The sequence below is a fragment of the Afipia massiliensis genome (assembly GCF_001006325.2).
Taxonomy (GTDB): Bacteria; Pseudomonadota; Alphaproteobacteria; order Rhizobiales; family Xanthobacteraceae; genus Afipia; species Afipia massiliensis_A.
The window spans coordinates 2,233,939-2,246,090 of the sequence record NZ_LBIA02000001.1; the positions used below are offsets into that span (position 1 = coordinate 2,233,939).

The 12,152-nt window shown below is 63.2% G+C and carries 10 protein-coding genes and 1 tRNA gene; 6 read left to right on the forward strand and 5 right to left on the reverse strand.

Going from position 1 to position 12,152, the window contains the following annotated elements:
* Positions 1–299: 299 nt before the first annotated feature.
* From YH63_RS10640 to YH63_RS10650, 3 genes are all read left to right on the forward strand, one after another.
* Positions 300–674: a phasin family protein gene (locus YH63_RS10640; protein WP_046827633.1), complete on the forward strand. Its 375-nt coding sequence runs from the start codon at positions 300–302 to the stop codon at positions 672–674.
* A gap of 223 nt (positions 675–897) precedes the next feature.
* Complete coding sequence (locus tag YH63_RS10645) at positions 898–1,323, forward strand: phasin (RefSeq protein WP_046827632.1); 426 nt, start codon at positions 898–900, stop codon at positions 1,321–1,323.
* Positions 1,324–1,514: 191 nt separating this feature from the next.
* A tRNA-His gene (locus tag YH63_RS10650) sits at positions 1,515–1,591 on the forward strand.
* A gap of 29 nt (positions 1,592–1,620) precedes the next feature.
* On the opposite strand, the gene YH63_RS10655 is transcribed toward YH63_RS10650, so the two are convergent.
* Both YH63_RS10655 and YH63_RS10660 read right to left on the reverse strand, forming a co-directional pair.
* Positions 1,621–4,032 carry a sensor domain-containing diguanylate cyclase gene (locus YH63_RS10655; RefSeq protein ID WP_046829596.1) on the reverse strand — a complete coding sequence of 804 codons (2,412 nt, stop codon included), beginning with the start codon at positions 4,030–4,032 and terminating at the stop codon, positions 1,621–1,623.
* Between the two features lie 273 nt (positions 4,033–4,305).
* Positions 4,306–4,581, reverse strand: a complete 276-nt coding sequence (locus YH63_RS10660) for a metal-sensitive transcriptional regulator (protein WP_046827631.1) — start codon at positions 4,579–4,581, stop codon at positions 4,306–4,308.
* A 47-nt stretch (positions 4,582–4,628) separates the two neighbouring features.
* On the opposite strand from YH63_RS10660, the gene YH63_RS10665 reads away from it, so the two are divergent.
* Positions 4,629–7,031, forward strand: a complete 2,403-nt coding sequence (locus YH63_RS10665; protein WP_283809699.1) for a heavy metal translocating P-type ATPase — start codon at positions 4,629–4,631, stop codon at positions 7,029–7,031.
* On the opposite strand, the gene dapA is transcribed toward YH63_RS10665, so the two are convergent.
* The 3 genes from dapA to trxB all read right to left on the reverse strand — a co-directional run bounded on the left by dapA (position 6,988) and on the right by trxB (position 10,426).
* Positions 6,988–7,923 carry a 4-hydroxy-tetrahydrodipicolinate synthase gene (gene dapA, locus YH63_RS10670; RefSeq protein ID WP_046827629.1) on the reverse strand — a complete coding sequence of 312 codons (936 nt, stop codon included), beginning with the start codon at positions 7,921–7,923 and terminating at the stop codon, positions 6,988–6,990. The genes YH63_RS10665 and dapA overlap by 44 nt on opposite strands.
* 611 nt (positions 7,924–8,534) lie before the next feature.
* On the reverse strand, positions 8,535–9,458 hold the full coding sequence (locus tag YH63_RS10675) for a LysR family transcriptional regulator (protein WP_046827628.1): 924 nt from the start codon (positions 9,456–9,458) through the stop codon (positions 8,535–8,537).
* A 2-nt stretch (positions 9,459–9,460) separates the two neighbouring features.
* Positions 9,461–10,426: a thioredoxin-disulfide reductase gene (trxB, locus tag YH63_RS10680; RefSeq protein ID WP_046827627.1), complete on the reverse strand. Its 966-nt coding sequence runs from the start codon at positions 10,424–10,426 to the stop codon at positions 9,461–9,463.
* 265 nt (positions 10,427–10,691) lie between these two features.
* Here trxB and YH63_RS10685 point away from each other — a divergent pair, with 265 nt between their 5' ends.
* Both YH63_RS10685 and YH63_RS10690 read left to right on the forward strand, forming a co-directional pair.
* On the forward strand, positions 10,692–11,174 hold the full coding sequence (locus tag YH63_RS10685) for an Lrp/AsnC family transcriptional regulator (protein ID WP_046827626.1): 483 nt from the start codon (positions 10,692–10,694) through the stop codon (positions 11,172–11,174).
* A 214-nt stretch (positions 11,175–11,388) separates the two neighbouring features.
* A complete protein-coding gene (locus YH63_RS10690) occupies positions 11,389–12,147 on the forward strand; it encodes a sulfite exporter TauE/SafE family protein (protein ID WP_046827625.1) in 759 nt (252 codons plus the stop codon).
* Positions 12,148–12,152 lie beyond the last annotated feature (5 nt).

Below are 12,152 nucleotides of genomic sequence, written 5' to 3' on the forward strand. Positions count from 1 at the left end.
GCCGGATTTCGGCGCTGGAAGTGGGATCGGACAGCCTTAACAAATGATTAGTATGGCGCGGTTGCCGCAAGGTCCACCAGTGCGGTGTGAGACTACCCGTCCAAACCCGCGATAACGTTAATTCCCCGACGCGCTGAACCCCAACGCCGTTCAGGCGTTGGGTGTTGCAAAAGCTATTCAAACGTTCACGATGAGCGGGCAGGAACTGTCGTTGCGCTGCGTCAAATGTGGTGTCACCCGGCGGTGAATTGCGGACTCGGGTCCGGCAGACGGGCCCGGATGTAACAGGAGGGTGCGACATGGCAGGCAATCAGTTCGAGATTCCGAAGGAAATGCGGTCGATGGCGGAAGCGAGTCTGGATCAGGCGCGCAAGGCCTTCGAATCCTTCATCAGCAGCGCGCAGCAGACAGCGTCTGCTTTCGGCGGATCGTCGTTCGGCGCCCCCGGCGAGGCGGCCAAGGATATCAGCACCAAGGCCATCGCCTTCGCGGAGAAGAACGTGCAGTCCTCGCTGGCCTACGCCCAGCAGTTGATTAATGCCAAGGATCTGACCGAGGTGATGCGCCTGCACACCGAATACGTTCAGGGCCAGATGCGCGCGCTGGCGGAGCAGGCCAGCGAAATGGGGCAGGCCATGACCCGTGCGGCGATGGACGCCACCAAGCAGAAATAGTCTGCTTCCGGACGCTTGCGCAGTCAGCACGGCAGATCCGGCCCGGCAGATCCGGCCCCGGGGCCGGCTCGGCTGGGCTCCCGGCCCGGCGTTTCTTGTTGCAATGCACAATGTCCAGCCTATAGTGCCAAATAGAGACTGATCTTGCGCCGGGCTGTGAGCCTCGCGCGGCCGGCTTTCTCGTCCCGGCCATTCAATTCCAGACACCACAAGGAATCTCCACATGAGCGCGAACGATCCGTTTTCCGTCGTCCCCTTCAAGGTTCCAGAGCAGTTTCGCGCATTCGCGGAGATGGGCGTTTTCCAGGCGCAGGGCAGCTATCAGAAGCTCAAGGACGCGGCGGTTTCCAACAACGGGGCGCTGGAGGCGATGGTGACGTCGGCCACCAAGGGTGCAGGTGACTTCACTTCGAAGGTGATCGGGATGGCCCAGACCAACACCGAGGCGGCCTTCGCCTTTACCCAGAGCCTGATGGGCGTGAAGTCGCTGCCGGAAGCGTTCGAACTGATGAACGCCCATGCCCGCAAGCAGTTCGAGGTTTTCAGCGCGCAGTCGCAGGATCTCGCCACCCTGACCCACAAGGTTGCGGCCGAGGCGGTCGAGCCGATCGCCACCGGCGCGGCAAAGGCCTTCAAACCCGCTCTCTGACCAAGTCCCGGTCACGGAACAGGCGCACCCGGATGAACCTTTTGCTCTTCCGGGGCGACCCACTAACGAGCTGTTCGCGACGCCCGTTCGGCAGGTCAAAGCGTCTTGCAAAAGCGCGGCGTTGCACCTAGTTTCCCGCGAAATCGCCGCCCTTGGCGGGGCCGCCTCCAGGCGGCCGTTCGATTGAAAATGCAGTTGTAGCTCAGCTGGTTAGAGCGCCGGATTGTGGATCCGGAGGTCGGTGGTTCGATCCCACCCAACTGTACCACTTCCATCCCTTGCAGAGATTAGAACCCGTCAGGCCGACTGCGCCAGCAGGACGCGAACGTCGTCGCCTGTGGCGAGCGCGCTGTCGGCATGCGTGAGCATCGCAAAGGTTGCGATCGGCGCGGGGCGTCCGACCAGATAGCCCTGAACCTCGTTGCAGAGTTCGGATTGCAGGAACGCCAGTTCAGCCGGCGTCTCGACGCCTTCCGCTAGCACCGGCAGACCGAGACCGCGCCCCAGACCCAGCACCGCGCGCACGATGGTCGCGGCCTGTGCATTGGTGTTGACCGATTTGATGAACGAGCCGTCGATCTTGATCTTGTCGAACGGGAAGGCGCGCAGATTCGAGAGCGAGGAATAGCCGGTGCCGAAATCGTCCATCGCGATATGGACGCCGAGCGCCTTGATGCGCCGGAGCGTGTTGAGCGCGCGGTTGAGATCGCGGACCAGCGCGGTCTCGGTGATTTCGAGTTCGAGCCGGTCCGGCGTCAGGCCGGTTTCGAGCAGCACTTCGTGCACCAGCTGCACGAAATTCTCGCTGTAGATCTGCACGGCAGAGACATTCACCGCGATCGTCAAGGGCTGCGGCCAGCTCGCCGCCTGCTGGCAGGCCTCGCGCAGCACCCACTCGCCGATGCCGAGAATGGCGCCGGTTTCTTCGGCGATCGGAATGAACACGGCCGGAGAGATCGACCCGCGGGACTTGTGGGTCCAGCGCAGCAGGGCTTCGAAACCGACCACGCGGCGGGTCTGAATGTCTTCCTGTGGCTGATAGACCAGATTGAATTCACAGCGGGCCACGGCCTGGCGCAGGTCGTGCTCCAGCACCCGGCGGTCATGCACTTCCGCGCCCATCCTCGCCTCGAAGAAGCGATAGGTCGAGCGGCCTTCCGTCTTGGCGCGGTAGAGCGCCGTGTCGGCGTGGGTGAGCAGCGCTTCGCGGTTGTCGGCATCGTCCGGGCAGATCGCGATGCCGATGCTGCACGAGGTCAGATTGTCACTGTCGGATTTGTTCGCGCCGGGCTGCAATGCCGCGAGAATAGCGTCGGCCAGCCTTCCCGCCGCCGCGGGGTTGGACAGTTCGGGCATCAGCACCGCGAATTCGTCGCCGCCGAGGCGCGCGACCATGCAGGTGTTGTCGAGAAGCGCGGAGACGCGCGAGGCGACGGTCTGAAGCACCTTGTCGCCTGCTGCGTGCCCGAACAGGTCGTTGATCTCCTTGAACCTGTCGAGGTCGAAACACAGCACCGCGCACTTTTGTCCGTTGGCTTTCGCCGTCGCGATCTCGTGATCGAGCCGTGCATGGAAACTGCCGCGGTTCGGCAGCGACGTCAGCGCGTCGTGATGCGCGAGATAGCGGATGTGCTGCTCGGCTTTCTTGCGCGCCTGCAGGTTGCGGACGGCGATGACGTGATGCGCCTGTCCGCCGAAATCGATCGGACGCAGGATCAGCTCGACCGGAATCATGGATCCGTCGACATGGCGCAATTCGGCCTCGACCGGCTGGTTCGGCGCGGCCAGCAGTTTTGCGCGCGCCTCCGCGTTCGGAATGTATGTTTCCAGCCTGGCGCCGATCAGTTTGTCCGACGATGATCCGACAAGCTGGGCAAAGCTGGTGTTCGCTGTCACGGCGGTGTCGCCGTCGCAGACCAGCAGGCCTTCGATCGCTGCATTGGCCAGACCGCGCATCCGGTCGGCTTCAAGCACAGAGCGGCGCTGGTCGTGGATGTCGAGAGCGGCGGCGCCCAGCGCCAGCAGAATGATGGTGAAGCTCGAGACGGCGACGCCGATGGCGAGCCATCCGGCGGGGATCGCGGCGGGAGGAATCGTGACGGTGGGATCGGGGATGATCGCCACCGCGCCCATCGCCGTGAAATGATGGCTGCAGATCGCGAGCGTCAGAAGCAGCGCGCCGGCAATTCGCCAGCGCTGCGAACTGGCGTGCAGGCCCGAAGGCAGGGAGGTCGCGCCAATCATCGTGCCGAGCAGGATCGAGACCGCGACAAGGGTTGAATCCCACAGGATAACGCCAGCGATCTGAAAGGCCGCCATGCCGAGATAATGCATCGTGGCGATGCCGCCTCCGACAACGGCGCCGCCGAGCCAGGGTCCGGCCCGCCATTCGGGCCGCATGGCCATCGCGAGACCCGCGCCGGTCAGCAACACAGCGGCGGCGAGCGACAGGATGGTGAGGGCGATGTTGTAGCCGCTTGGAATCCCGGGCGAGAACGCGAGCATCGCGATGAAATGGGTGGACCAGATGCCGAAGCCGGTGGAGATCGCGGACACCGCGAGCCAGGCCGGGCGCATGCGGCCGGCCGACCGGCGTGCATGTCTCAGCAGACTGATGGCGGCGAACGAAGCCAATGTACAAATGACGGCCGCGAGACCCACGAGCCACAAATCATGGGCGGTGGCGATACAATTGTAGACCTTGAGCATCGAACGACCTGCAATGCGCGAGAACAAGCGATTGCTTCGGCAGGTACCGGGGAATTGCGTAAGAACACGTAAATACCCCGGTGCACGTTCGACCTATGCGTTGAGCGGGCCTTGCGATCAGCTGGACGACCAGCGTGTGCGCTCAGCGAACAAATAACGAAAGCCGCTGTGGCGCAGGTATTTCTTGCATGCATGGCGCATCAGTCGACGCACCGTTGCAAGCTAACGCGCAATCAACCATGTCGCGAAGTGGTAACCCGGTGATCATGCCGCCTAACGGTCCGCGCGGCTGACCACATCCATCAGCTCGGCGATTTTGCGGCGCTGATCGGCCTTGTCGCCCGACGTGATCGCATGCTCGACGCAATGAGCGACATGGTCGCGCAGGATTTCTTCCTCGACCCGACGCAGCGCCGTGCGCGCCGCCGCGATCTGCGTGACGATATCGATGCAATAGCGATCGTCATCGACCATGCCCGCGAGACCGCGAACCTGGCCTTCGATCCGTTTCAACCTTTTCAGGCATGACGTCTTGATTTCCTGGCGCATGACGACCTATATACCCCCATAGGGTATATAGGTCAAGGAGAGCGATCGTGGTTGCGAACACAAACGGCGGGAAAAGTTGCTGCGGCGGCCATGGTCACGCGGGCCATGATCACGCCGGTCATAGTCATGGTCATGCGGACCATGCACCCGCCGATGCCGATGGTCGCGTCACCGATCCGGTCTGCGGCATGCAAGTCGATCCGCTCACGACGAAGCATCACCTCGACTACAAGGGGCAGGATTACTTCTTCTGCTCGGGACGTTGCCGCACGCGCTTTGAGGCCGAGCCGGAAAAGTTCTTGGCGCCGAAGTCATCCGCGCCTGAAGAGAAGCTGCCGGAAGGCACGATCTACACCTGCCCGATGCATCCCGAAGTGCGTCAGGTCGGGTCGGGAAGCTGCCCGATCTGCGGCATGGCGCTGGAGCCGGAGACGGTCTCGCTCGACGACAAGCCAGATCCCGAACTGATCGACATGACGCGACGCTTCTGGATCGCGCTGGCGCTGACGCTGCCGGTGTTCGTCATCGACATGACGGCGCATCTTGGCGGCATACACCTGTTACCGGCGCAGACATCCAACTGGCTGTCGTTCGCGCTGGCGACCCCGGTGGTGCTGTGGGCCGGATGGCCGTTCTTCGAGCGCGGCTGGCAGTCGCTCAAGACGCGCAACCTCAACATGTTCACGCTGATCGCGATGGGCACCGGCGTCGCCTATGTCTACAGCGTGGTCGCGACCCTGGCGCCGCAGCTGTTCCCGCAGGCATTCCGCGATCACCACGGTGCGGTCGCGGTGTATTTTGAAGCGGCCGCAGTGATCACCGTTCTGGTGCTGCTCGGTCAGGTGCTTGAACTGCGCGCCCGCGCGCAAACCTCCGGCGCGATCCGCGCGCTGCTGGGCTTGGCACCAAAGACCGCGCGTCGCATCACGCCAGCGGGCGACGAGGACATCGACATCGACGTCATCGCGGTGTGCGATCTGTTGCGCGTGCGGCCGGGCGAGAAAATTCCGATCGACGGCGTCGTCACCGAAGGCTCGTCGCTGGTGGACGAATCCCTCGTCACCGGTGAATCGATGCCGGTGAAGAAGACCGAGGGTGCGCAGGTGATCGGCGGCACGGTCAATCAAAGCGGCGGCCTCGTGATCCGCGCCGAGAAGATCGGCCGCGACACCATGCTGGCGCGGATCGTCGATCTGGTGGCGCGGGCACAGCGCTCGCGCGCGCCGGTGCAGCGCCTGGCCGATCAGGTCGCGGGCTGGTTCGTACCGGTCGTGATCGCGGTGGCGCTTGCGGCATTCGCGGCTTGGGCCGTGTTCGGTCCGGAGCCGCGCTTCACCTACGCGCTGGTCGCCGCAGTGACTGTGCTGATCATTGCGTGCCCCTGTGCGCTTGGTCTTGCGACCCCGATGTCGATCATGGTCGGCGTCGGCCGTGGTGCGCGCTCCGGCATCCTGATCCGCGACGCCGAAGCACTCGAGCGGATGGAGAAGGTCGACACGCTGGTGATCGACAAGACCGGCACGCTGACCGAAGGAAAGCCGAAAGTGGTGGCGATTGTCGCCGCCGATGGATTCGAGCGTAACGAACTGCTGCAGCTCGCCGCCAGCGTGGAACGCGCCAGCGAACACCCATTGGCGTTCGCAATCCTGAACGCGGCGAAGGAAGAGAGCATCGAGCTTCGCGACGTGCAGAACTTCGATTCCCCGGTCGGCAAGGGCGCCATCGGTACGGTCGATGGCCGCCGTATCGTGATCGGCAATGCCGTGATCATGCAGCAGTCGAACGTCGACATCGCGGCGCTTGAGGCCGAGGCACGGACGCAGCGCGAACGCGGCGCGACCGCGATCTATGTGGCCGTCGATGGCCGCGCCGCCGGCGTCATCGCCATCGCCGATCCGGTCAAGCCGAGCGCGCAGGACGCGCTCCGGCAGTTGCGCAACGACGGGCTGCGCATCGTCATGCTGACCGGCGATAACGTCACCACGGCGCAGGCGGTGGCGAAGACGCTCGGCATCACCGAGGTCGAAGCCGACGTGCTGCCCGAGCGCAAGGGCGACGTGGTCACGCGGTTGCGCGGCGAAGGCCGTGTGGTGGCGATGGCCGGCGACGGCATCAACGACGCGCCGGCGCTGGCAGCCGCGGATGTCGGCATCGCCATGGGCAGCGGCACCGACGTGGCAATCGAAAGCTCCGGCATCACACTGCTGCGCGGCGATCTGATCGGCCTCGTGGAAGCACGGCAGTTGTCGCGCGCGACCATGCGCAATATCCGTCAGAACCTCGTGTTCGCGTTTCTCTATAACGCGGCGGGCGTTCCGGTCGCGGCGGGCGTGCTGTATCCGGTGTTCGGGATCCTGCTGTCGCCGATGCTGGGTGCCGCTGCGATGGCGCTGTCGTCGGTCAGCGTCATTGGCAATGCGCTCCGGCTGGCGCGGGCGCGGTTGCACTAGTGCGGGCTGCGATGTCCCGGTCGAGCCGCGCCGCCAGTTCGGAGCTGACTTCCGTCATCGGCAGGCGCAGCTCCGGACTGTCGATCAATCCGGTGCGCCACAGCCAGTACTTGATCGGCGCCGGGCTCGGCTCGGAAAACAGCAGCTTCGTTAAATCCGAGATGGTGCGCCAGTGGATCAGCGCCCCGTCTCGGTCGCCCGCCGCCAGCAACTTGACGACCGACGCAAATGCTCCGGTTTCGATATGCGCCGATGCGAGAATGGCGCCGTCCGCGCCGTCGGCCAGCGCATCCCAGGTCTGTGCATCCTCGCCGGTCAGCACGGCAAACCGGGCCGGACGCCTGCGCAACAACTCGATGAATTGCGCGCGGTCCGCACAACAATCCTTGAGCCCGACGATGTTGTGATGGTCCGCCAGTTGCAGCATCGCCTCATTGCCGAGATTGACGCCGGTCCGGTACGGAATGTTGTAGATCAGGACCGGGTGCGCGGCCTGGTCGGCAAGCGCTCTGAAATGCCTGATCATCCCGTCTTGCGTTGGTCGCGAATAATAGGGACAGGAGATCAGGTAACCGTCGATCGGCCATGCAGCCGTTCTCCGCAGCGTGTCCAGCAACGCCCGCGTATCGCTGCCGGACAGGCCGAGGCAAACCGGAAGGTCCTTGCCACTGCTGGTGAGTTCGTCGCGCACGATAGCGACCAGCCGCGCAGTTTCCTGCGGCGCAAGGGTGAGACCTTCGCCGGTGGTGGCGGTGAGGATCATTCCGTTGACCGGCAGGGCGGCGTAGTGCCGCACCAGGCGCCGCAACGATGCGTCGTCGAGTTCTCCGTCATGAAACGGCGTGACGAGCGGCAGCCACAGGCCATGCAGGCGTGATCGAAGGTTGGTCATTGGTCCGTCTCCATCAGGTAAAGCCGGAGACGGGACAAACAAAAACCCCGTCCTCGCGGCGGGGTTTCGGGATCAAGCTTGAGCGAGACAATTATCGCGCGCGTCGATCTCCAGTCCCCGGATGGGGACCTTTTTTCGACAGCGTTGCGCACGAATTCGCGATCATGCGCCGAGAGTGATTTGAGGTCGCCGCGTTGTCAACGTACGGGCAGAAAAAAGACCGGGCTAAAGAGCCCGGCCTGTTTAGTTTTTTGGCCACGTGAGGCCGACACAATCACCTTCCAAGAGGGATAACTGAGCGCGCGTTCCGCTGGAGGAGGGGGACAATGCGCAGAACGCTCAATCAGTGTGGGGAGAGTATGGGCCGCGACTTCCCATCCGGACAACTCCGATCCCGGTATGTCAGTCATGCTCAGAATGCGGGCTCAAACGTCCGTTTGAACCCGGGGCCTGGTGATCCGGTTCTGACATTCGTCCGGTATCCATCGCAGGTACTTTGACGAATGTCAGAACCAAAGGATCACCAGAATTATGGTGTTGCTAGTGTCCTTTCGTATCCGACGTTTGCACAGGCGACGCTGCGAAACGAAGCAAACGTCGGATACGGGACACTAGGACGGCCAGCGTTGCGCCTTACTCACGATAAAATCACGGAAAACCTGCACGCGCGCCACCGACTTCAATTCTTCGGGATAAACAAAATATGTATCCAATTGAATCGAGTCGGCCTCGCTGAACAGCTGCACCAGCCGGTTATTGTCCTCAACGAGGTAGTCCGGCAGCGCGGCGATGCCCAGGCCCTGCTGGCAAGCGCGCACCAGACCCAGGATGTTGTTGACCTTGAACACGGCTTCGCGCGGGCCGGAGCCGTTGCGGTTGGCGTCGACCAGCCAGTTCCGGTTTTGCAGGTGCTGCGGCACGTTCTGGTCGCTGAGCACGATGATCCGGTGCGCATCCAGTTCGTCGAGCGTGCGCGGCGTGCCGTGGCGCTTGACGTATTCCGGCGAGCAATAGGCGTGGAAGCCCATCGAGAACAGTTTGCGCTGAATGAGATCCGGCTGGGTCGGCTTGCGGGTGCGGATCGCCACATCGGCTTCGCGCATCGACAGGTCGAGTTCCTCGTCGGTCACGATCAGTGAAATGCGGATGTCGGGGTAAAGCGCGGTGAATTCGCCAAGCCGCGGAATCAGCCAGTTGATGCCGACGCCCGGTGTGGTGGTGACCTTGAGGTCGCCGCTCGGCCGCTCGCGGCTGTCGGTGAGTTTTGCGCGCGCCGCCTGCAACTGCATGAACACGTCATGCGCGGTGCGGAACAGGAGGTCGCCCTGCTCGGTGAGGATCAGTCCGCGGGCGTGGCGGTGAAACAGCGAAACCGACAGTTCCTGCTCCAGCGCGCTGACCTGACGGGAGACGGCCGACTGCGACAGCCCGAGCTGTTCGCCCGCATGCGTGAAGCTTCCCGCTTCCGCAGCCGCGTGGAAGACCTTCAGCTTGTCCCAATCCATATCGCTTAATCCGTCGCGTGTTCGTGCCATGGTTACTCCGCAGCTGCGCGTTCGGTGGCGCTGTGAGCGATAAATCGTTCGGCTTCCAGCGCTGCCATGCAGCCAAGACCGGCCGCTGTCACCGCCTGGCGATAGGTTTCATCCGCGACGTCGCCCGCGGCGAAGACGCCGGGCACCGAGGTCGCGGTCGAATGGGGTGCGATCTCGACATAGCCGGTGGATTTCAGTTTCAGCTGGCCGGTGACGAGTTCGGTCGCCGGCGCATGGCCGATGGCGATGAACACGCCGTCGGCGGCGTGCTCGGTCACGGTGCCGCTCTTGAGATTCTTCAGGCGGATGTGGGTGACCTTCGAAGGATTCTCGGAGCCGCGGATTTCGTCGACCTCGCTCTCCCAGATCACGCTGATCTTGGGGTGCTTGAACAGCCGGTCCTGCAGGATGCGTTCGGCGCGCAGGCTGCCGCGGCGGTGGACCAGCGTCACCTTCGAGGCGAAGTTGGTCAGGAACAGTGCTTCCTCGACCGCGGTGTTGCCGCCGCCGACCACGAACACTTCCTTGTTGCGGTAGAAGAAGCCGTCGCAGGTGGCGCAGGCCGATACGCCGAAGCCCTTGAACTTCTCTTCCGAGGGAATGCCGAGCCAGCGCGCCTGGGCGCCGGTGGAGAGGATCACGGCGTCAGCCAGATAGACATCGCCGCTGTCGGTGGTGATGCGGAACGGGCGCTGGCTGAGTTCGAGCTTGTTGACGTGATCGGTAACGAGCTTGGTCCCGACATGCGCCGCCTGCTTTTCCATCTGCTCCATCAGCCAGGGACCTTGGATGACGTCGGCAAAGCCCGGATAGTTCTCGACGTCGGTGGTGATGGTGAGCTGGCCGCCAGGCTGGATGCCCTGGATCAGCACGGGTTCAAGCATGGCGCGGGCGGCGTAGATCGCCGCCGTGTAGCCTGCGGGCCCGGATCCGATGATGACAACCTTGGCATGAATGGGAGCGGCCATAGCGCGACCTTCGGTATTCTGTTGCAGGGATGATCAGCGACGAGGCGGGACTTGCCCGTAAAGGCATCGCTGGGCTGTTAAAAGTGCATGCTCCGAATGTAGGCCATCCTGCGAGCTATGCAAGATATGCAACCCCTATCATGAGATTTTCCCCAGCTAGCCATGACATAGCATGCTGACGAAATAAAATTGCGCGAAACGCTGCGGATGGCTAGAACAGTCCCGAAACCGGCCGGACCATCCGGCCGCCAAGGATTACCTGCCCGTGTCAAAAACCCTCGACGAAATCGATCTGAAAATTCTGAACGAGATTCAGGCCGACGGCCGAATCACCAACGTGGAACTGGCCAAGCGGGTCGGGATTTCGCCGCCACCGTGCCTGCGCCGGGTCCGGACGCTGGAAGAAGACGGCTACATCACCGGCTATCGCGGGTTGCTCAATCCCTCGTCGCTCGGCTTCGACGTCACGGTGTTCGCCTCGGTGCATCTGTCGAGCCAGGCCGATGCCGATTTGCGCGCGTTCGAGGAATTCGTCCGTCACGAGCCGCTGGTGCGCGAATGCTGGATGCTGTCGGGCGAGATCGATTTCATCCTCAAATGCGTCGCGCCGGACATGGTGACGTTTCAGAATTTCGTCTCGCACCTCACGGCTGCGCCCCATGTGCGCAACGTGCGAACCTCGCTGGTGCTGCACAATTCCAAGGATGCGCCGGACGTGCCGCTCGAACTGAAAGTCCCGCAGGGCTGAAAGTGCGCTGCTCGCCGTAGTTGGTCGTCCACGCGAAAGCGGGGACCCATGCTTGGAGAGTTCACGAGAACCTCATTTATTTTGTGCTTCTGGGTCCCCGCTTTCGCGGGGACGACATGGAGGCCATACGAGACGCAGCGTTCTCCCGGGCGGCGGCATGCTCTAAAAGCCGCGTGCCGGGCGCTTCCCCGCCCGATTGCGTGATGGGGCTGACGTGACTTTATTCCAGATCGTTGTGCTGGCGGTGGCGGGCTTCGCCGCGGGCACCGTCAATGCTGTCGCCGGTGGCGGCACGTTTATTACGTTCGCCGCGCTCGTCGTCAGCGGCTTGCCGACGCTGGATGCCAACGCCACCAGCGCGGTGGCGCTGACGCCCGCCAATCTCGCAAGTGTCGCTGCCTACCGCTCCGAGGTTCGCACTTATCATCGCGAGATGATTCCGTTCGCGATCATCGGACTGATCGGCGGCGGTGCCGGTGCGCTGCTGCTGATCGGGCTGGGCGACAGTGGTTTCCGTCCGCTGGTGCCGTGGCTGCTGTTGCTGGCCACTTTGCTGTTCGCATTCAGCAGCCAGATCCGCGCTTTCGTTGAACCATGGTCGCGCGGCCAGCATGCAGGTGCGCGGATTGCCGCCTACGGGTTCATGATGCTGGTGGCGATTTATGGCGGATTCTTCGGAGCCGGCACAGGCATCATGATGCTCGCGGCGCTGGCCATCCTCGAAAGCGGTAATTTTCACAAGGCCAACGCGACCAAGATCGTTGTCGCGTTTCTGATTCAGATCATGTCGGCGGCGTTGCTGATCGCCGGCGGTCTGGTGCACTGGCCGCACGCGCTGGTGACGATCGCCGCGTCGGCCATCGGCGGCTATTACGGCGTCAGTCTCGCGCGCCGCGTCCCGGAAAAAATAATCCGCGCCGTGGTGGTGGCCATCGGCGCGGGTTTGACTGTTGTGTTCTTTGTCAGGACATGATCGGA